This is a genomic window from Sphingobium sp. (assembly GCF_032153725.1).
In the GTDB taxonomy this organism is placed as follows: Bacteria; Pseudomonadota; Alphaproteobacteria; order Sphingomonadales; family Sphingomonadaceae; genus Sphingobium.
In genome coordinates, this window is sequence record NZ_JALDYQ010000008.1 from 1 (window position 1) to 20210 (window position 20210).

Here is a 20210-nt window from a genome sequence, read left to right on the forward strand (position 1 = left end):
CTGATCTAACTACGCTGCACTGCCTTGTGAGGAGGGGGTCGTCCACATATGGGGCTTCAATTAGAACACGATTCCGCAGCGCCCCGTCAAGCGCGTGCGCCTTGAAGGCGCACGTAGGCAGGCGATCGTTTTTCGAATCTGCCTCCGGCCGAGCGTGCGGCGCGGGTGAAGCGTCCGCAATGGCCGTCGAGCAGCGCGCGCGAAAAGGCGCGTGGGATATGCAGTCGCATCTCGCACCCCTCCCAGCAGCGCCAAGTCGAAGCCGGCGACACCGAACCCGCGAAGCTGAGCGCGGGTGCCAGCAGGCGCCGGCACCAATGTCCCGACCGGCGATCCCACGTGGTCTTGGCTCAACTGACGATCCGCATGGCGGAAGCGAGGAGATCGCTTGCGGATCTCGTATACGGTGCCGCCCTCCGCCGGCGGAGGAAGTTGCTGATCGAGAAAGGGCTTTGCCCCTAGCGACTTCGTGCTGGATTTCAACCATCGGCTTACCTTGCCCTATGGTATTGCCCGCCCCGTGGAACCTGCCGTCGCGGCTCTTTCGCTTGCCTATAGCCTGGGCGCGCTCGGCACGTCGGCGGTCGGCCTCCTGGCGATCGGAATCGGACGGTGTGAAACCTCGCCCTTTCAGGCCCGCGCGCTCGCCTCGATCCGCGCCTCGCGCTTGAACTCGGCCGAACCCCGTATCTCTATTGAGTGCCAGCCGCGTGCCTCCGGGATTTCGATCATCGCGGGGATCGTGTTCAAATCCTCGCGTTCGAGCTGATCGACGTGTCCGTGGGGCGTATCGCCAGATTGCCGCGAGAGCTCGCGCTAGTCGGCTGCTTGGAAAAGGACTTCAGAGCGATCGATCACCGAGAGATGCGATTGCCAGGAGCAGCCAGCGGCGCGTCCTGCGCCGGCTCAAACCAAGCCGCCGCGCGATGTCGGTGATGGACAGGCCATAGGCGGCAGCCAGAAAAAATACTCGACGTGCCTGAGGCGGTAAATCCGCAAGCTTCTGGTCGGCAGAGACGATGCTGCCGAAAAGCGCGGTGGGAAGCTCCGTCGAATCCAGGATCAGCCACGCGCGAACAGCGACCCCGGAGGGCGAGACGCGGAACTTCGTCTCGAGCGGATCAATCGCGACGTCCGCGCGGTCCGCGAAGCGGATGCGGGCAAAGGAAATGGCGGGCGGGCCAGCTCGCTCGCTGATTTCCTCGCCGTTTGTTCTTTCTGGGCGAGAAGCGTGATGCGATCGGCCAAGGAAGGCGAACGCTCGAAGGCAGCGGATGAGATTTTCGCGACGCATGATCTGGTCCTGTGCGGAGGCCGCACTGTGGCGGCGTGGAGTGTGAGATCGAACAAAGTCCGGTCGCCTCCTCTCTCCCCCTCCCCTTTTTGCCAATAATGAGTAGCGGCCAAGCGTGCCGCCCGGCTCGTAGCCACGGCCGACTCGGCCGAACGCCGCTGAAACCCTCTAGGTAGCGGGATGAACAATGTTTTGCGGTGGGCAACGCTCTCTCTTCTTTGAAGAAGGAGTGCCAAAGCATGATCCAAGTTTTCCAAGGTGCGCTTGCAGTTGGTGTCAACGCGACGTTCGACGCGATGCATCGAGACCGTAAACGGATCTTCGTCGATCTTTTGAAATGGGACGTGCCCGTCGTCAAGGACTGCTTCGAGATCGATCAGTTCGATGACGATCGCGCCGTTTATTTGATAGCGGTGGACCCCGATGGCCATCATCATGGTTCGATCAGGCTGCTGCCGACCGAGGGCGCGCATATTCTGGGCTCTGTTTTCCCCTGGCTGTGCGATGGGGAGGTTCCGCGATCGCAGCACATCTTCGAGATCAGCCGCGGTTGCCTGTCACCGCGACTGCGGGCGCCCGAGCGTCTTGCCGTGCGAAACGCGCTCACGACCGCGGCGGTGGAATATGCGTTACTCCACGAGATCCATGCCTTCACCTGCATCGCGGATTCCGGCTGGCTGAGTCAGATCCTTTCGCTTGGCTGGGATTGTTGGCCGCTTGGTCTCCCGCAAAAAGTCGGCCGGGTTCTCACCGGCGCGCTCAGGATCAATATCGGATCAGATACGCCCCACAGGTTGCGAGAAGCAGGCACCTACGTGCCAGCCCCTCTCGTCATAGCGTCTGCAGCCGAAAGGGTCGCGGCATGAATATGATGGCTTCAGGTCAATCGCGAATTCGCCACGCCGAGCGCCCGGATATCGTCACGGCACTTCGTGCTCACGGATATTGTGTCCTCAAGGATGCCGTCACGCAAACGGACGTCGGCGCGTTACGACGGGATCTGGAGCCGACGTTCGAGCGCACGAGGCGATCGGTCGGACCATTCTACGGCGATGCCACGAAGCGCTTTCATGGCCTCCTGGGTCGTAGCCCGCACATGGCGCCGTTCGTTTTGCAGCAGGACATCCTGGGCGCCGTAAAATCGATCCTGGGAAACCATTGCGAAGCCATTCAGCTGAACCTCACGCAGGCGATAGAGATCCTGCCTGGCGGTGAACCGCAGCCGCCGCATCGTGACCAGGATATGTGGCCGATACGGACGCCGGGGGTGGAGTATCTCGTCAACGTCATGTGGCCGTTCACGCCTTATTCTGCCGAGAACGGGGCGACGATCGTCTGGCCGGGAAGCCATTGCAAGCAAGAGGAGATCGTTATCGATGACCGCGATGCCGTGGCGGTCGAGATGAAACCGGGGTCTGCGCTGCTGTTTCTAGGATCGACGCTACACGCGGGCGGGGCGAACAGAACCGATGCTCCGCGCCGCGGAATGATCGTGAGTTACAGTCTCGGCTGGCTCAAACCATATGAATTGCCGTGGTTGGCCTATCCGCCGGAGATTGCGCGCGCGTTCCCGCCAGAATTGGCGGAACTCGCTGGATACCGGGCGCATCGGCCCAACCTGGGTACGCATGAGGGCAGATGTCCGTCACATCTTCTCTCCGGCGCGAAAGCGCCGCTCGGCGCAATCGATGCCTTGTTGCCGGAGCAGGAGGAACTGATCGCCCTGTATCGCTCAGGCGCCCTGGCACCGGTGGCCAGCCGCGCGATCTCCTGACGGTATCTGAGTGGCGAGTAGAGTCTGTGATCGATTCAGAAATCGGGATGGACCCCAACACATCCCGCCGGGTGCGGATTTGTCGACTCCTTGTGCAGGAACGCAAACGCGTCGGGATTCATCTCGGCTTCGATCTCTGCCCAGTACCTGCCTGGGATATGATGCTGGACCTCTACCTTGCCTTCCATCAAGGGCGAGCGGTCAGTATCTGGTCGCTGTGCCTGGCAGCCAATATCCCGACATCGACAGCCCATCGTAAGATCGGTGAAATGGTCGAGGAAGGAATCTTCCACCGCGGGGTGGACGGCGGCCGGGTCATGGTCCGCCTCACCGCGCCTTATTTAGAAAAGCTGGATCGGCTGTTTGACGAACTTGGAGACACGGCTATCGCAGACGGTATCGTTCACTGCGAGCCTTCCGGGCCAGCCGAAAGCAGGGCACCGCCGGCAAGCAGCCGCAACACACCTTGATCGATGCGCATCAATGTAGATAGTGCCTGCCATGGCCCACACCAGAACGGTCAAAGAGCGCAGGTCAGGACTGTTCGGAGTAAAAGGAAAGAGACGCATGAATAATACGGATCTCGCCGACGCGATTGCGAGCGCACATGGCGTCAGCAAGTCGGATGCCCGAAAGATTGTCGATACCGTCTTCGCTGCAATCGGCGATGCTGCAGCCAAGGGTGACGAGGTCTCGCTCAATGGCTTTGGCAAATTCAAGGTCAAGGACAATCCAGCACGCGAGGGTCGCAATCCCGCTACCGGGGAGGCGATCAGCATCAAGGCATCCAGGAAGCTGGTCTTCGCGCCCGCAAAAGGCGTCAAAGACAAGCTCAACACTTGAGCTTTATCAGCGCTCCTCGCCGACGGGGAGCACCGATACAGGTTGGCGTGCGGCGAGCAAGTGGGTGCGCCCCGTCTCTCGACCGGTCCACCGCTGCGGCTTTGCAGGACCGCCCAGAGGAATGTATTGTCATCCGTCAGAAAGGGACGGCGCCGAGGAGGCCGACATGTCCGACCAAAGCCTACATTATTGCGAGCGGCGCGCCCGGGAAGAAGATCGTGCAGCGGAGCGAGCGAGTTGCATGGAAGCCACACTAGCCCATCGCCAGCTGGCGCGGCGCTTTGCCGCCAAGGCCCGAAAGCTGCGACAGCAAAACGGCATCGCCGGCCGTGCGAAGCGGCCAACCGTCAGTATTCGCGCCGCGCGCTGACGTTGCGATGTCAGAGTATCTACCCCCTGAAGCGAGGTCGTTGTTCACAGCTCCGCTGCTCATTGAGCAAAGCATGGAGCTTATGATCGCAACCCATTTCGCGGCTTGGAATGCTGCGGCGCTCCTACTATCCCCGCCACCGTGCGATCACGCCCTTTGTCGTGCGAGCGGGCAACTCCCCGTTCCGGAGCCCATCGCGCAGGATGACGAACATGGCCTGTTCGCCTAATTCGCAGAGAGCTTGCCCGGTGCAACTCGCCCAATTTTCCCGATGGTATCGGTTGGCCAGCCTCGGCGAAAGGGTGTCCACGGCCAATACCGGGTCCGATAGCCACTTCGCATGAGGATGCTGCAGACCGTTAAGTGCTGATGGACCTCCTCGGTGTCGCGCCGTCCCAGAGCTTCGTAGAGCTGCATTCGGGCGCGACCCACGGCCCTGCCAGCGTACAGCTTCACTATCGACGCGGTGCGGTCGATCGCCACAGGCGACGGCGCGCCGGTTTGATCGCGGGCTGCGGGCCCATGAGACGCGCGAACAGCGCGCGCGCTTCCTTCGTATCCAGCATCGCTTCGGCTTCCTCGAGCGTGCGCGGGATCGGCGCGCCGGTCAGTACATCGAGCGCCATCTGCAGATGAACCGCCGGCGCGGCCTCACCCACATCGTCGAGCAGGTCCAAGGCTTGCTCCATCAAAGTCTGCGCCGTCAGTAGCGCCCTTGCCTTAACCACCATCAAATGGCCCTCACCGCGGTGTTACGGATGTGGAAGACCCGGGGTTGAGCTAGGCGCGGTACCCTTTAGCCGAGCGGTCCTAAGCGACCGTTGGCCATTCGCCGCAGCTCTGCCGGCTCTGGTTAGGAGGTTTCCACGCCCCTCTACGTCTGCGTAGAGGCCGACGATGATAAAGAGCAGTTGCGAAGAAATCCACCGACCCAACCCAGATTGGATGCTTTTTCCCTGGGGGCTGATTTCAGTTGATCTCCGCCATCAACAGAGCCTTGTTCGTCGGCGAGACGGCGGAGATCCTGTTCGACCAGCTGCAGGATCGGCGCCAGCTCGAGCTCCACGTCCCGACCCTCCAAGACTTCACGGACCAATTGCAGTTTCACGATGACGGCTTCAAGGTTCGGCGCCGGAAGTGCGTAGAGCGTTTCGCATGCTTCATCATAGGGGCCTCTGGCTGCATCGGATCCCTTTTCCCAATCCGCGAAGATAGCCGCTTCTTCCTCTATGCTCATATCTTCAGGAAGCGGATCCTCCGGCGGACTTGGGTTGCTGCCATTCCACTTCATCCAAGCGCTGCGAGCTTGGCGGAAGCGCTCTATGGCCGTGATCCAGGCGGTGATCATCATATCGGACACGGCCATCAAACATTCACTTCCGGCGTCGCAATTGGGCCGGCAAGAGCGCGCCCATGCCGCACCGTCAGCGGAGACCCCTGTCTCGGCGAATTTCCTGCTCGGCGTCGGCCATCATGCGGAGCGGCCGCCGCTCTTCGCTTATAGCGTCCCTCTTCCCTCACGCATATCCTGAATGACGATGCGCGAGCTTGCACGGTGCAAGCCCGCAAACCTATCCGCCCTTCTAAATTGAAGTGCGCGCGAAAAGCGTCCTGCTATGAGAGGGAATGCACAAACAGCTCGCACTGTCGGGCGGATGCCTGATGGGGGGATTGAGGATGGCCTCTAGCGAGAGCGCGCCTGCGGGCTATGTGTTACAGCGGAAAACATATGATCCCGATGGCGATCTAGCGTCTGACCTTCGGGAAATAGTTTTGCTGATCGGCGATGGTGCAGGCGCGACAATGGAGGAAGAAGGAACTTCACTTTCATCCGAAGGTGTCGCGCCGACTGTGCAAGGTTATATCATGGCGGGGATGATCTTCAAATCTGCCCCGGCCGTGCTGGATGCGGCCTGGGCTGGCTCCATCATTGAGCGCGGCCGCGGCCTGGTCGAGCACAATATAGAGGCGAGCACCGTGTTCAGCGTCAGGGACCGAATCTATACTGCGTTGCGCGATCACCTGTGGGATCAGCTCGGCGATCGGGATGATGGCCGAGCGCTTCTCGTCGCCTTCGGAAAGGTCGCGGCCTGGGAGGCGCAATTACTCTTTGCCGGCATCGGCATCGCCCGCGCTGCCCGCGATCGGACCCGCAGCGCGGAATATCGGAGCAAGCTGGTCGCCATCGATCGCTCGCAGATTTGTGTCGAGTTCGATCTTTCGGGAACGATCCTCAACGCCAATGCCAACTTCCTCGAGCTGACCGGCTACACGTTGAACGAAATCCAAGGGCTGCATCACAGCATTTTCGAGCCTGCGGCCGCGCGGGAGACGCCGGAATATGCTGCGTTTTGGCAGAGTCTCAATCGCGGCGAGTTTCAGAGCGGAGAATATCGACGCCTCGCCAAGGACGGGTCCGAGCGTTGGTTGCAGGCAACCTACAACCCTATCCTCGACGCCGACGGCCGCGCTGCGAAGGTTCTCAAAATCGCCAACGACGTCACCGAAACGCGGCACCGGGAGCGATCGGAGGCCGAGCGGTTGCAGCGGCTGCAGGAGCAGTCGGAACAGCGCCGGCTCACATTGGAAGCCACGACGCGCGACCTGGTGCCGATCGTTGCGGCGATCGACGACATCGCCAAGCAAACGAACCTTCTCGCGCTCAATGCGACAATCGAGGCAGCACGCGCCGGCGAGGCCGGCAAAGGCTTCGCCGTCGTCGCGTCAGAGGTCAAGACGCTGTCGATGACCACAAAGGCTGCAACCGATCGCGCGAGCGCACTCCTGCGCGCCACGGGTGGCGCGCCCGACGATCAGGCCGGTCCAGCGGCGTTCAACGACTAAGATCGCCGATCGGGAATTGCAGCACGATTTCCAGCCCGCGTTCGAGCCAGCTCCGCTCGATCGTACCGCGGAGGCTCCGAACGCTCGCTTTTTCGAGCCGACTGCCGAAGCCTTCAAACCCGGTTGGGTCGGGCCGTTCCGGTGCGCCCGTCTCGCGCCAGGTCAAAGTCATCAGCTCACCTTGAATTGCGATCGAAATGGCCAACCTGCCGTGGGTCGAGGCAAGGCCGCCATATTTGGCAGCGTTCGTCGCAAGCTCATAAAGAACAAGCGCGATTGTCGGCAGCGCCTGCCTGCCGATCGGCGTGTCGCCGCCCTCAATCGTGATGCGCGATGGCCCGCGCCCTTCGTGGGCTGCCAACATCATTTTCAACAATGCCGCCAGCGTGACATCCGATTGTTCGGCTGTCTCGCTGCTATGATGCGGCAGCATTAGCGCGTGAGCCTGCGACAGCGCCGCCAGGCGCGCAGTCAGGTCGGTTGCCAGTTCGCCAACGTCTTCCGCCGATTGTGCGCTGATGGACACCAACGCGGACGTCAGCGCGAACAGGTTCTTGACCCTGTGATTCATCTCCCGAAGGAGCAGCGCCTGGCGTTCCGCGGCGCGCTTGTGAGGGGTGATGTCGCGCGCGATGGTCGAGGCCCCAAGTACCCGGCCCGTCGCATCCTTCACTGGCGAGATGGTCAGCGCGATATCTATCGCGGTGCGATCCTTCCGGCATCGCACTGTCTCGAGCTGACTGATCCGCTGTCCTGCGCGAAGCTGCTCCATGATCGCCTCTTCCTCGTGCAGGCGATCGTCGGGAATGAGGATCGTCATCGACTGCCCGATCACTTCCTCGGGCGTATATCCGAACAAGCGCACCGCGCCGGCATTCCAGCTCATGATGACGCCATCGAGGGTCTTCGACAGAATCGCGTCGTCACTATTCTCGACGATCGCGGCCAACCAGGCGTTTGCCTCGAACGCTTCCCGCCGACTGTTCGCCTCGCGGGCTGCGATTTCGGCAAGGCTGGCCTGTAGATCAGATTTACTCGGGCTCCCCGGCATACTTTCAAATTCCGACGGTCTGGATCACTTCGTCTTATGCGGCCAACGCAGTCCTGACCGGGAGCACAGCGTAACAAATCAGATATTGGAATTGCCGGAGAAGCACAAGGCGCGCGCTGACCCCTTTGCCGCAGAGCAACCGTCTACGGGGATCGATTGCTCAGTGTGCGGTGAAGCAACAGGCAATCCATCGCTGCGACCTGGGATCAGATGAAGCGGCCTGTGACAACCGCTATCACGAGGATGGGGGTCTCGGGTGAGTAGCCAGGCATGGACCAGGGCGTGAACGATGAGCATTCGCCCGTCCTTGGCGGCTATTGGGGCGGTGGGAATGTCGTCGGAGTTTTCCGCAACGGGCGTGGGTCATTCATCGCAGCGGCCGAGAGTTGAGGCCCAAAGGCTTGCGCGGGGCAAGCGTAGCGGAGTTTCGACGGGGTGGGCTGGTCTCCCGACGACAGCGTCCGCATCCGTGCTGGCCATCGTCGGGAGTGAGCAGCCTTCACTGAGGAAGGCCGCCGGTTCCCATAGAAGGTTTCGATTTTCGAGCTAGGCCCTACGCGCTGGATTGAAGCATGTGAGCGACCAGCGGCCTTTGGCAGTCGATGATACGTTGCGGTCGCAGTTGATACGGGCTGCGAGTTGCACCTGCGGCTGGCTTGGTTCGAAAGCGTGATCCAGATCGGCGCATGATCACTCCTCGGACAAACTCGCTTAATCTCTGCCCGACCTCGTTCCCATCCAGCCTTCGCCAAAGCGGCTTCGCCCTCGTCAGATGGCAACTCGGCTCAGTGGAAATTTCCCTGTCACGTTCCAGGAGCAGCCTTCGATCTCGTCTTGGATGTCGCAGGTCTGGATTTACGCCTGGTCGGTGCCCCGGCAGTGGCCGATGCGCCAAGGAGCCGTTCGTCCCACCAGACCGGCACCGGCAGGTCGTGGGAAATCCCTGTTGCATCTGGGTGCCGGGGATTGATCAGGATGTTCCGCTCGATCCGCGCTGGAATGGAGGGAACGATCAGCAGGGCGCTCCGGCCCTCGCGATACCAATCATCTCCGAATGCCTTGCAAATATCCTCATTCTTACCATCCCAGCCCGGATGAGCGGCGGGATCGAACATCGCGTAGCTTACGCCGTTCGGAATGGTGATGCGGATATAATGCTGGTTCGAAGGAAGCACGGCACTGAAATGCACGAGCTTTTCCAGCATCGCCGTCGAATAATGCTCGGACGTATAAATGAGGGGACTTGAAGGTCTATTCCAACGGCCAGGGTAGAGCCTGGCTCCCTCGCTGTCATAGATTGGAAATGCACCGTCAGGATCACCGATCCGATAGCTGGTGAGGACGCGATCCGTCTTCCGTGCGGTCACACAGCGGCTCCGTAGGCCGCCCTTCCGAGCAGGTTGATGACAGCATCGGCGCCAAGGTCCGTTGCCAGCGCGACGTCGAGCGGAGCCTCCCCGTCGAGCAACGCGTGTGGGCGAGACAGGAAGTCTCTGGCCTTGCCGTGCTCGCCGTAGATTTCGAGCGCGAAACTGACCACCTTGGCGAGGCGGGCGAGGCGATTGCCCTCCTCGCTCGTCAGACGCTTGCTTTTTTTCCGGCGCTCGAGAGTTGCTCGCGGAATCAGGCGATATTTGAAGCTGCTATCGTCTGGCGCGACGATGTCCGCAAGCGTGCCCACTGCGCTCACCGGCAGCCCGTCCAAGATCTTATGCGCCAGGCCAAGCCGCGTTCCCGCAGCGCTCGGAGGCACGCCGAGGAGCGATTCTATAGAGGCTGCTTGCGTCGCCATAAGCGATCTCCCGAACTCAGATGAGGCAGATATATGCCTCAGATGGTCGCAGCACAAGGCCGGTGCCGCGTCTGTGGAACGAAGGTCCGGCTCGCTCGCCCCCTTCCCCATGATCGGGTGTGGATTACACCAAAAGCTTGACGGTGTGGTCCACATTCGGCTTGCGTCAGCCCCGCGATCAGGCAATCTAGCGGCGTTCCCGTGAAAATGGCGGGAATGGGGCGTCGAAACCCCTCCTAACGTTGCTCGGTCACAGCTTTCTGCGGCCGGGTGGCATGCGCGCATGTCCAGCCGGCAACGGTAAAGGCGCATGCGCCTGACGTTAGGCAGGTTTCGAACATCCGGCTTTGGCCGTCGCCCCGAGTGGACATAGGCGCGACGACATGGACCAAAGCACGGGACACACATCGGTGGAACTTGGCGGTATCCCGCGGCATCGGCCGAGAGCGGGTGCGTAATGCCGCCGCGGTTGAACGGACACGCTCCTCCAAACGGCGCCTTGGCGGAAACGACCCATGATGACGCTGAGCCTCCGGATTTTCGAGAATTCTATAAGGAGGAAACGCCTGCTCTGGTGCGCTTCTTCCGGAGACGGCTGAGATCGCCGGATGAAGCAGAAGATCTTGCGCAGGAGGCGCTTGCCCGCTTTCTGCGCGCCTCCCCCATGACGCAAATTTTGACGCCGCAAGCCTATCTCAGACGCATCGCCGGCAACCTACTGCGCGACCGGGCGGAAAGCGCATCGACCCGTTTGGCGGATTTGTCAGTTCCCTTGGACGAGAGTATGGAGCCCCCCACGCCCTATGATCAACATCGCGAACTTGTCGGTCGCGAGGAACTCGAGCATTTCAATGTTGTCCTTCAGCAATTGAAGCCGCGTACGTTGGAGATCTTCTTGATGAGCCGCGTCGATGGCTACACATATAAAGAAGTAGCAAAGAAATTGGGCATGACCCTTTTTGGCGTCAAGTGGCACATGTTGAAAGCGATCGAGCATATTGATCGCCATCGGAGGCTCCGGTGAGCGATCTATCATATTTCTCAAGGGCACGTCGTATCGACCGGCAAGCGTATAAATGGGCTATGCGCATGCTCGACGATCCCCAACGTCATGCCGCAAAACTACAGCGCTGGATGGCTATCAGCCCTGATCATCAGGCCGCTTACAAGCGGATCGTGACCGAGGTCGGCTATGCAAGCGATGCCGCCACACTCATGCCGTCGCTACGCGCGAGCGCGAGCATTGAATCCAGCCGATGGACCTGGCAACTGCCGACCTATTTCGCCGCAGCCACCGCGATCGTCGGCGGACTCCTCCTGGCTGTCGGTTGGCATTTCTATTCTCCTGACACAATAGTCTCTCCCGGAGCTCCCGAGCAGGTGCAAACCGTAGCGATAGCCGAAGGTGAAAAGGAATTAAGGCTCGTCGATGGCTCAACCGTGTTCATGCACGGAGCAACCACGCTCAACATTCGCTTCGATTCCGCAGAACGGGCCATCGATCTCCTGAGCGGCAAGGCACGTTTCGATGTGAAGCACGATCCCAGGCGTCCTTTTGTCGTCTATGCGAAAGGAGGAAGTGTCACTGCGGTTGGTACTCTTTTCGAGGTGAGCGTCGAGAACGAGGTCAAGGTGAAGCTGCTTGAAGGACGCATAAAAGTCGCAATGCCGCCGAAAATTCATGAGCCAAAGGGGCGAGAAGTGTTTCTTTTCACCGGCCAGCAAACCTCGTTTTCACCCGAGCCAGATCCAGCGCCGCGGCCCGCTATCAGCGAAAGGCAAACATCAACGAGGAACTTGAAGACGTTCGATGACGTACCCGCCTCTGTCATTGTCGACGAGGTCAACAGGCGGTCTGCGACCAAGATCGAACTGGTAGACCCGGCCGCCGGCCAGCAAAGAATTTTTGCCGAACTCAACGTCGATGATGCCGATGCGGCGGCCCGGAAGATCGCGGCGAGCCTCGGCTTGACGATCGACCGCAGCATAGCTGGGCGAATTCGGCTCTTGAAAAGCCACTAACCGCTTTCGAGCGCTTTCCGTCTCACCCAATGCAGCCGTCCCGAACAAAGGGACGGCCTCAATCGGGGGCGCGGAATGAAACACTATCAGAGCGTTATTCTAGGCGGTGTAGCCGCCCTTGCACTCGTCACCAGCAATATTAGCTTCGCCCAGGAGCCCGGCGAGCGCGACTACAACATCGCCGCACAGGATCTCAAATATGCGCTGCGCGAGCTTGCGCGACAGTCAGGGCTGGAACTAATCGCGCCGAGCGAGGCGCTGGCGGGCAGGAAAGCTCCGGCCCTTAGTGGCCATTATTCCGCCCCTGAGGCTCTGAACGTGCTTCTCAGGGGCACGGGCCTGACTGCTGAAATCAACGAAGGCACGATCTTCATCAGGGGGCGATCGGAGCCGCCGGTCGGGGCGGCGACCGCTGAAGACGTTAACGCCGACATCGTTGTGACCGGCTCCCAGATCCGAGGCCTTGAGCCGGTCTCGCCCGTGCGGCGGGATTCCCGCGAGGCGATCGAGCGCGCAGGTTTTACAGATCTGGGTTCCTATGCCCGGAGTGTCGCGCAGAATTACGCCGGGGGTCAGAACCCGGGTGTCATTTCCAGCGTCCAGGCCGGTTCCGAGAACGTTAACGCCTCCTCCACACTCAATCTGCGCGGCTTGGGGGCAGACGCCACACTGACTTTGCTCAATGGCCACAGGCTTGCCTATGATGCCGCCAATCAAGGGATCGACATTTCCGCCATTCCCTTGATCGCAGTTGATCGCATTGAAATCGTGACGGACGGCGCCTCGGCACTCTACGGGTCGGACGCGGTCGGCGGCGTCGCGAACATCATCCTTCGAAAGGATTATCAAGGGCTTCTTGCGAGTGCACGGCTTGGCGCGGCTACCGACGGCGGCGCGATGCAGCAGCAATATAGCGCCATTGCCGGCGACAAATGGGGTTCGGGAGGTTTTGTCCTTTCGGCGGAGTACAACAAGAGCAGCGACATCACGGCTGGGCAGCGATCCTATACGAAGAGCCTGCAGCCCAACATGACGCTCTTTCCGTGGCAACGCTCGCTCAGTGGGGTGCTGTCCGCGCATCAGACCCTTGGGGATGGCGTTGAGCTATCCCTTGATACGCATCTCAACGATCATCGGTCGCGGGCCGCACTTCCCTTCACGACGGCTCTCGACGCGGATCAATCGGGAGTGATCACGACGCCCAAGGTTTTGAGCTACTCAATCAGCCCCATGATCAAGGTGGATCTGCCATCGGGTTGGCAGCTTACCGTCCGTGGAACGCGCGCACGCAGCGACAGCAAGGTGCAAGCCGCCATTTATTTTGGAGGTGCACTCTTCGCGCGAAACAAGGTCCGATACGACAACGGCCTCTGGTCGGGTGAGGCCAATGTCGAGGGGCCTCTGATCTCCTTGCCTGGCGGTGACGCTCGACTTGCGCTCGGCGGTGGCATTCGGGTCATCGAGTTGGATGCATCGATCCAGCAGGAGACGTCCGCTGCAACAAGTGCGCTGGTAGATTATCACGACCGTCGAACCGTGACTTTCGGCTATGGAGAGCTATCGGTTCCGGTGGTCGGATCGGCCAATGCCATGTCCCTGGTTCGGCGCCTTATCCTTTCGGCGGCCGTGAGATATGAGCACTATAGCGAAATCGGCGGGCTAGCGACCCCGAAACTGGGGATCATTTATGCTCCGGTCGATGATATTTCGCTGAAGGCGAGTTGGGGGCGATCGTTCAAGGCCCCAACGCTGGCCCAAATAAATCAGGCACAGAGTGGGACCCTGGTGCCCGCGACCGATTTCTTCCCACTTCCGCCCGATGGTCGAAACATCCTGCTATTGACCGGCGGCGGCGAACGGCTGCGGCCGGAAAAGGCCTCAGCCTGGACGATATCAGCCGAATTCAAGCCGAGAACGGTGCCCGGCCTATCGCTGGGCATCAGCCGCTTCGACGTCCGCTACCGAGACCGCGTCGTAGTGCCGATTCTAAACTATACGCAAGCTTTCAGCGGCTCGACCTATCGTAACCTCATCGCTTTCAACCCAACTGCCTCCCAGGTGCTGCAAGCCACGTCGAGCCTTCCGCTTGGTGTCGATAATCAGACGAGCGATCCTTACGACCCGGCTCTCGTGGGAGCGATCATCGGCAACCAGTACCAGAATGCCGCACAACAGCACATCAAGGGGTTCGACATCGTCGCAACCTATGAATTCGCGATCGGAAGCGACCAATTCAACTTCAACGCGAATGCGAGCTATCTCGAGAGCAACCAGAAGTTGAGCGCCGATCAGCCCGTCCGGCAGAGCGCCGGCCTGATCTTCAATCCTCCCCACTGGCGCGCGCAGGCCACTGCTGGATGGACGCATGATACTCTCGAGGTCACGGCAGTGGCCAACTATATCGGGGGAACGAAGGACAATAGAGACGCGCCGACGGTGGAGGTCGGGGATTTCCTGTCCTTCGATGCCACGATCAGGGTAAGGCCAAAGGCGTCCGGCGTCTTCAATGGGATCGAGCTGCTCGCGTCGGCGTCCAATATCCTCGATGAAAAGCCATCGCTCATTCGCACGTCCGGCGGCAATAGCCCGCCTTACGATGCGACTAACTACTCCAGCGTTGGTCGTGTCCTCAGTCTCACGCTGATCAAGCGCTTCTGACGATGGTGAGAGAGCTGACTACCGCAGCCCTGGCAGGGACCTTGCTGGCGTGGGCGATTCCCTCCTCAGCAGCGGCACACACCGACTGCGCCGCGGCGCTGGCTATTGATCAGCATGCGCGCGCGCGGCCTTTACAAGCTGACGATCTCATCGGCTTGATCGACATAGGGTCGCTTGCCGATTTGTACGACGACCAGATGTTCACCCTCTCGCCTAAGAGGGATCTTATCGCGGTGGGTGTCCGCCGCGCGATGACCGCCACCAACTCCTATTGCACGGGAATGTACGTGATAGGGCGCGATTCCGCCCCGCGTCTCGTGGATAGCGGCGAGGGCACGATTTTCTGGAAGTTCCCGAACGTCCTGGGAAAGGCGAACTTTCCAACCGGCTTCCCATTGGTGATAACGCCGCGTTGGACGCCTGACGGACGGTCGCTGGCCTATCTCAAGTCGATCAACGGCGTAGCCCAGGTCTGGAAGGTCGCCGTCGACAAATCAACCGGCCGCCCGATCACACGCAGCGAGCGGGATGTCGAAGATTTCCGGCTGACGGCGGACGGACAGGCCGTGGTGGTCAAGATCGCCGACGATACCGCGGCGTTAGCAGGGCTCGCGAGCGAAGGGCTCGCCGGCTATCATTATGATGATCGCTTTTCTCCGGTCGCAACCAACAAGCCCTTTCTTCGAGGTCCACTCCCCTCGATCTATCGCACCTGGACGATCGACGGCGGCGATGAGCGGCCGGCAACTGTGGAAGAGGCTGCCCTTTTCCAAGAAAGCGGATCGGCCGTGCAAGGTGGAAGCTGGATCGCGGGGACAAAGGACGATGCGCACGGGGCTCGCTATATTGTCGCCAAACGTCACGGCGAAGAGAGCGGTTGCTCAAGCTCGCTTTGCAGGCGTGTGGTCGGACTTCCGTGGGATATGGGACCAGACCGCGTCGGCTTTCTTCGGCGAGAGGGCTGGGGCGGCAGCAAAACCGCAATTTTCGACTGGCAGGTCGGAGCGAGCACGCCGCGCAAGATTTACTCGACGGAAGATTTGCTTCTTGACTGCACCTCGGCTGGCAGCAGCATCATCTGCGCCCGCGAGACGTCTAGGCGGCCGCGCCATCTCGTACGGATCGATACGAGAAATGGTCGCGTCACAGTCCTGTTCGATCCCAATGACGGCTTTGGAAAACTTTCGCTCGGGCGAACCGAGCGTGTCCGGTGGCGCAATGCCGAAGGCGTCCCGTGCTTCGGCGATCTGGTCTATCCTGTGGGATACCGCAAGGGACAACGCTATCCGCTGATCATAGTCCAATATACCAGCCGGGGCTTTCTCCGCGGCGGAACCGGCGACGAGTATCCGATCCAGCTTTTCGCGAACCGTGGCTATCTCGTGCTCAGTGTGCAGCGGCCGCAGTCGCCGCTCGCGGGACAGGAGGATTTGCCGTCCAACGCGAGGCTGAAGGCAGAAATGGAGGGATTTCGCGAGCGCCGCAGCATCCTCTCGGCGATAGAGACAAAGGTGACCCAGCTGGTCGCGGACGGCAAGGCAGATCCCGCCCGGATAGGCATTACCGGCCTCAGCGACGGTGCGACAACAGTCCAGTTCGCGCTCGTGAACAGCAAGCTCTTCAGCGCCGCGTCGGTCAGCAGTTGCTGCTGGGAACCATCGCAAGCATGGACGCTTGGGCCGGCGATCCAAGCCTATTATCGGGAGATCGGATGGCCATCGCCAACGGAAGATCGCCCAGAGTTCTGGCGGCCAATCTCGATCGCTCGGGCCGCGAAACATATTGCGACACCCTTGCTGCTTCAGGTTTCGGATGATGAATATCTTGCAACGCTGGAAAGCGTCACCGCCTTGCGCGACGCAGATCGGCCGGTGGATCTCTATGTCTTCCCCGAGGAACATCATGTGAAGCGGCAGCCCGCTCATCGGCTTGCGATCTATATGCGGAACCTCGACTGGTTCGATTTCTGGCTTCGCGGCCGTTCTCCAACGCTCGCGCCCGATCACGTCGCGGCCGGCGAACGCTGGCAGGCCCTGTGTGGAACTTTGGTCTCTTCTACCCGGCCAAAGCCGTGCGCGGCGCCGTCACCCTGAGGCGGTTGACTCACCCGGGACCACATACCCTTGCGAAGCAACGCCTCCCCATTGCTCGATCCAGGCCTGCAGATCGAGGAATGCGAGCAGCCGCATATAGCCAAACCCCATCCCAGGCCCCTTTGCCAGAGCATTTCTGACGGCTTCCCTGTCGATGAAACCGCGTGTTGCCAAAGGTCCCTCCATGAGCCTTTCGGTCACTTCGCTGGCCTTCTTCTCGAGAATTGCCATGGCAAATCCGCCGGGACTCCCCTTGTAATACCGCTCTCTTATCGATTCCGGTAGCTTGTCGGCGAAAGCGCGGCGAACTATAGCGCGATTGACGCCGCCTTGGATTTGTCGCCACGTCGGAATATGCAATGCGAGTTCGAGAACGGGCTGAGAGGCGAGTGGATTGATCATCGCCAGTCCGGCGGATCGTAGATATCCTTCAATATGATTTTGCATTCGGAGCAGCAAGGCAATGTGCCCTTGTTTGCCGCTCGGTGCGCCGCGGGGGCTGCGTAGCCAGGCATGGTCGAGCTGCAAACTGCGCGCGATCTCCGCAATCTCGTAGGTAAGAAAATCAACTTCCCGCGGCCAGTCGTAACGCCGGTGGACCTGCGGCCAAAAGCGCACAATGGCACGCGCCGCGGCAGTTGGCGTCACGCCTGTAACGCAGCTGATATCCCGGACTGTGCGGATCGCACCAAGCCATCCGTCACCATGTTGCGCCCGATCGAAGAACGGGCGCACCGAGCTACTGTTGTAGAAAACATTGTCACCGCCATTTCCAGTGAACACGGCAGCGGTGCCCATCTCGTTGCACTTCCTGGCAATTGCGACAAAGAGCGCGCGCTCGTGAGCGGAGCCAATCGGTTTTGGAACGTGTTCAGCGACGGACTGCGAAAGGTCGATGTCGCTCATGGAATAGCGGTGCTCTATCAAGTCCGCATCTATCGCAGCCGCCATCGTCCGCGCATATCCGCGCTCATCGCCGTATCCATCGCCGCTGATCATCGTCATACAGGTCAGGCGAGGATTGGCACCCGCGAGGCAGGACGCGACCACGGAGGAGTCGAGACCGCCCGAGAGCATGAGCAGGTTCGCATCACCCTCAGATGCCCAGGCGTCCACGCAATTCGCCACCGTTCTGCGAAGCTTCTCGCAAAGTTCGTCGACGGTCGAGGCTCCGTCGTCGCCAATATGATCCCATGGAGACCAGGCCTCGGCCGGTTCTAAACGGCCGGCGCGGTCAATGAGCGCTTCACCAGCGAGGATCTCCCTTACGCCAAGCAGGCCGGTCAGCCCGCAGGGTAGATCTTTGGCGCTCAGATATCGCGGTATCTGTTCCCAGGCGATCGAGGGTTTCAACAGCCCTGATCGGACGAGTAACTTTACATCCGAGGTCAGGACATAGCCGCCAGGGATGGCCACATAATAGCAGGGTAGCGATGCGCTAGGATCGCGCATGATGATCAGCGCCGGATCGGGTCCGCCGCAGTAGACGTAGGATCCCCAGTATCGCTCGAGCAGCGAGTGTGTGTCGCAGGCTGCAAGGCGATCCAGTTCAGCGGAATCGTTTTGCGAGACGGACCGGTTCGGCCCGAAGCGGGGAAACACGGTTCCTATGACGACCCCGCGGTTATTTGGCAGCGCCAGCACGGAGCTCCTGGGCCCAACAAGAGCCCGTGTCCTGCCGCCACGATAGCCTAGCTGAAGCCCTGTCGTCTGCGCAGTCCGCTCCGCCATTGCGTCGATGGCCTCGTCGGTCTCGCCGATCAGGAGCATATAGCGCGTGATCATCAGACCGCCAGAATCGGCGTGAATGTTCTCACATTCTCGATACGATCGTTGAGGACAGTGTCGCCCACCTGGACCCAACAGTGCGCTGAGAAAGGAGACGAATAGACCCCGAAGACGAGCTGCGCATCAAGACCACGGGACAAACCCACATCGAGGAAGGCAATCGAACTGCTTAGACAATTGTCCGATCGCGGCCACAATGCCGCAGTCCAAGCGAACGCGTCCGCCACGTCCTGCCAGACGGAATAGGCTCGCCCTTTATCGACCGACTGTTGCCGTCGCTCCTCTGCCCAGCCGGGCAGCCATGCGAGCGATCGCCTGCGCAATTTGATTGACGCGCACGCCTGCGCAAAGAGGCAATGGGCAAGCATTAGCTTGCTCGTTGCCGCGCCGCTACGTCGAAGTTCGCGCAGCGGATGGACAATCGGCAGAGGCGAAAGGCCGAAATTTTGGTGTCCGTGGGTAAGGACGACGTTCGCGCGCACCAAGCGCGCGAGTTCAGCCGGTTGGACCGGCTCGGATGGTTCCTCGGAGATGAGTCTTCGGAAAATCTCGTCGAGCATCGGCGGTAAGCTGAAATAGCGGTTCGCGATGATATCGAGGAAGATCGCCCGATCGTTAGACACACAATATGCGAGGCCCTCGCGAATCTGATAGCTGCCGACGGCGTGACTAAGCATGTTCGAGGCCCTGATCGGGAGGTGTAACCGGCGCGCACCGCAGCGCGATGCGCGCCGCACGGCACTCAGTCGTCAACGATCCCCGTCTGATTCAGCGGCAGACCGATGAAGTCGGGTCCGCCGCGGACGGCCCCCTTCGTCTCCTCGACCACCGACCCAAGATCGATCAGCTCTTCGCGCGTTTCGTTGTCGCGTTCCATCTCGCATCTCCTTCATTCGCCACAGGATTGCGGCGGCTGAAGGCTATCGACCGGCGAGAATATATCTGAGCTTATATTCTCCCATACCGGCAGCATATTTGAAATGGCGACGGTTTGCAGCGGGGCTAACCGGTGGTGAACTATTCCAGACCTAGAAATGGGCCGACTTCTTGAAGTATTTAACCTGACGTCAGAGCCGCAGCAATTCGGTCTACTCGGCGCAGGCGGCGCCGATGATATTCCCAAACAGCGTGTCGAATGGCGCTGGCGGAGCCGCTTTTGGCTACAGAAAGAATCGAATCGATTTCGCTGGTCATCGCTTTGATAAAGGTTGGCTCCCTTAGTCGGGCGAAGAACAGCCGATCCGATACATTCGCGATGGTGTGAACGAATTCGGCGTTGCCGGAGTGGACAGCGATCAAGGAAAAGAAGGTCGACGCCCAGCAAGCAAGCTTCCCAGGCTCATCGCTGTCCGGTTTGAGTTCAGCCAGGGTGACAATCGCCTCTTCTGGTAGTGGGCGCCGAAGCGCCTGACGAACGACTTGATCGTTCCAGCTATATAGGTCGTGAAGCCACGCGGGTGTCGGAATAGGAAGGTGGAAGCCACCGCCCGGATGAACCTCGAGAAGTCGTTCTCCGACCATCCGGTGAACGGCATCACGCACGGGCGTGACGCTCGTGCCGACGCGATCCGCGAGGCGTTGCAGATTCAATTGAATGCCCGGCTTGCGACCGCCAGCGACGATCTCTTGCTTGAGCTGTTGGTAGGTGCGTTCCGCGGTGATGGGTTCGGGCGACATGGTG

At 60.5% G+C, this 20210-nt stretch carries 21 protein-coding genes; 10 read left to right on the forward strand and 11 right to left on the reverse strand.

Annotated elements, in window-relative coordinates; all coding sequences use genetic code 11:
• Positions 1 to 630: 630 nt before the first annotated feature.
• Together RUH75_RS23645 and RUH75_RS04425 are read right to left on the reverse strand one after the other, a co-directional pair.
• A complete protein-coding gene (locus tag RUH75_RS23645) occupies positions 631 to 732 on the reverse strand; it encodes a hypothetical protein (protein WP_409592321.1) in 102 nt (33 codons plus the stop codon).
• 109 nt (positions 733 to 841) lie between these two features.
• On the reverse strand, positions 842 to 1294 hold the full coding sequence (locus RUH75_RS04425) for a sigma factor-like helix-turn-helix DNA-binding protein (protein ID WP_313802563.1): 453 nt from the start codon (positions 1292 to 1294) through the stop codon (positions 842 to 844).
• A gap of 239 nt (positions 1295 to 1533) precedes the next feature.
• Between RUH75_RS04425 and RUH75_RS04430 the strand changes: the two genes are divergently transcribed.
• The 5 genes from RUH75_RS04430 (at position 1534) to RUH75_RS04450 (ending at position 4281) form a co-directional block, all read left to right on the forward strand.
• Positions 1534 to 2160 (forward strand): acyl-homoserine-lactone synthase, encoded by a 627-nt coding sequence (locus RUH75_RS04430; protein ID WP_313802564.1) that lies wholly within the window; start codon positions 1534 to 1536, stop codon positions 2158 to 2160.
• Entirely contained in the window at positions 2157 to 3068 is a 912-nt protein-coding gene (locus RUH75_RS04435) for a phytanoyl-CoA dioxygenase family protein (protein ID WP_313802566.1), read from the forward strand. Before RUH75_RS04430 ends, RUH75_RS04435 begins: the two co-directional genes overlap by 4 nt.
• A 26-nt stretch (positions 3069 to 3094) precedes the next feature.
• A complete protein-coding gene (locus tag RUH75_RS04440) occupies positions 3095 to 3538 on the forward strand; it encodes a MarR family transcriptional regulator (RefSeq protein ID WP_313802568.1) in 444 nt (147 codons plus the stop codon).
• 97 nt (positions 3539 to 3635) lie between these two features.
• Positions 3636 to 3911, forward strand: coding sequence for an HU family DNA-binding protein (locus tag RUH75_RS04445; RefSeq protein WP_313802570.1), 276 nt, complete (start codon positions 3636 to 3638; stop codon positions 3909 to 3911).
• A 166-nt stretch (positions 3912 to 4077) separates the two neighbouring features.
• Positions 4078 to 4281 carry a hypothetical protein gene (locus RUH75_RS04450; protein ID WP_313802572.1) on the forward strand — a complete coding sequence of 68 codons (204 nt, stop codon included), beginning with the start codon at positions 4078 to 4080 and terminating at the stop codon, positions 4279 to 4281.
• Positions 4282 to 4736: 455 nt separating this feature from the next.
• Here RUH75_RS04450 and RUH75_RS04455 read toward each other — a convergent pair whose 3' ends face one another.
• Both RUH75_RS04455 and RUH75_RS04460 read right to left on the reverse strand, forming a co-directional pair.
• Positions 4737 to 4958 (reverse strand): hypothetical protein, encoded by a 222-nt coding sequence (locus RUH75_RS04455; RefSeq protein WP_313802573.1) that lies wholly within the window; start codon positions 4956 to 4958, stop codon positions 4737 to 4739.
• Positions 4959 to 5155: 197 nt separating this feature from the next.
• Complete coding sequence (locus RUH75_RS04460; RefSeq protein WP_313802575.1) at positions 5156 to 5647, reverse strand: hypothetical protein; 492 nt, start codon at positions 5645 to 5647, stop codon at positions 5156 to 5158.
• 407 nt (positions 5648 to 6054) lie between these two features.
• On the opposite strand from RUH75_RS04460, the gene RUH75_RS04465 reads away from it, so the two are divergent.
• Positions 6055 to 7125: a methyl-accepting chemotaxis protein gene (locus RUH75_RS04465; protein WP_313802577.1), complete on the forward strand. Its 1071-nt coding sequence runs from the start codon at positions 6055 to 6057 to the stop codon at positions 7123 to 7125.
• Here RUH75_RS04465 and RUH75_RS04470 read toward each other — a convergent pair.
• The 3 genes from RUH75_RS04470 to RUH75_RS04480 all read right to left on the reverse strand — a co-directional run bounded on the left by RUH75_RS04470 (position 7115) and on the right by RUH75_RS04480 (position 9968).
• Positions 7115 to 8074 (reverse strand): PAS domain S-box protein, encoded by a 960-nt coding sequence (locus tag RUH75_RS04470; protein WP_313802579.1) that lies wholly within the window; start codon positions 8072 to 8074, stop codon positions 7115 to 7117. The two genes, RUH75_RS04465 and RUH75_RS04470, sit on opposite strands and share 11 nt — an antisense overlap.
• A gap of 905 nt (positions 8075 to 8979) precedes the next feature.
• Positions 8980 to 9543, reverse strand: a complete 564-nt coding sequence (locus RUH75_RS04475) for an RES family NAD+ phosphorylase (RefSeq protein WP_313802581.1) — start codon at positions 9541 to 9543, stop codon at positions 8980 to 8982.
• Positions 9540 to 9968 (reverse strand): antitoxin Xre-like helix-turn-helix domain-containing protein, encoded by a 429-nt coding sequence (locus tag RUH75_RS04480; protein WP_313802583.1) that lies wholly within the window; start codon positions 9966 to 9968, stop codon positions 9540 to 9542. The genes RUH75_RS04475 and RUH75_RS04480 overlap by 4 nt, the downstream gene beginning before the upstream one ends.
• A 499-nt stretch (positions 9969 to 10467) precedes the next feature.
• On the opposite strand from RUH75_RS04480, the gene RUH75_RS04485 reads away from it, so the two are divergent.
• The 4 genes from RUH75_RS04485 to RUH75_RS04500 all read left to right on the forward strand — a co-directional run bounded on the left by RUH75_RS04485 (position 10468) and on the right by RUH75_RS04500 (position 16741).
• Positions 10468 to 10992, forward strand: coding sequence for an RNA polymerase sigma factor (locus RUH75_RS04485; RefSeq protein WP_313802585.1), 525 nt, complete (start codon positions 10468 to 10470; stop codon positions 10990 to 10992).
• A gap of 65 nt (positions 10993 to 11057) precedes the next feature.
• On the forward strand, positions 11058 to 11990 hold the full coding sequence (locus RUH75_RS04490) for a FecR family protein (RefSeq protein ID WP_313802587.1): 933 nt from the start codon (positions 11058 to 11060) through the stop codon (positions 11988 to 11990).
• Positions 11991 to 12065: 75 nt separating this feature from the next.
• Positions 12066 to 14648 (forward strand): TonB-dependent receptor, encoded by a 2583-nt coding sequence (locus tag RUH75_RS04495; protein ID WP_313802589.1) that lies wholly within the window; start codon positions 12066 to 12068, stop codon positions 14646 to 14648.
• Positions 14649 to 14650: 2 nt separating this feature from the next.
• Positions 14651 to 16741 (forward strand): Atxe2 family lasso peptide isopeptidase, encoded by a 2091-nt coding sequence (locus RUH75_RS04500; protein ID WP_313802591.1) that lies wholly within the window; start codon positions 14651 to 14653, stop codon positions 16739 to 16741.
• Here RUH75_RS04500 and RUH75_RS04505 read toward each other — a convergent pair.
• The 4 genes from RUH75_RS04505 to RUH75_RS04520 all read right to left on the reverse strand — a co-directional run bounded on the left by RUH75_RS04505 (position 16733) and on the right by RUH75_RS04520 (position 20206).
• Entirely contained in the window at positions 16733 to 18526 is a 1794-nt protein-coding gene (locus RUH75_RS04505) for an asparagine synthase C-terminal domain-containing protein (RefSeq protein WP_313802593.1), read from the reverse strand. The genes RUH75_RS04500 and RUH75_RS04505 overlap by 9 nt on opposite strands.
• The gene (locus tag RUH75_RS04510) at positions 18526 to 19206 is read right to left on the reverse strand and encodes a lasso peptide biosynthesis B2 protein (RefSeq protein WP_313802595.1); all 681 of its coding nucleotides are present in this window, start codon (positions 19204 to 19206) and stop codon (positions 18526 to 18528) included. The genes RUH75_RS04505 and RUH75_RS04510 overlap by 1 nt, the downstream gene beginning before the upstream one ends.
• 65 nt (positions 19207 to 19271) lie before the next feature.
• Positions 19272 to 19406, reverse strand: coding sequence for a benenodin family lasso peptide (locus tag RUH75_RS04515; protein ID WP_313802597.1), 135 nt, complete (start codon positions 19404 to 19406; stop codon positions 19272 to 19274).
• A gap of 179 nt (positions 19407 to 19585) precedes the next feature.
• Complete coding sequence (locus RUH75_RS04520) at positions 19586 to 20206, reverse strand: GntR family transcriptional regulator (RefSeq protein ID WP_313802599.1); 621 nt, start codon at positions 20204 to 20206, stop codon at positions 19586 to 19588.
• Positions 20207 to 20210 lie beyond the last annotated feature (4 nt).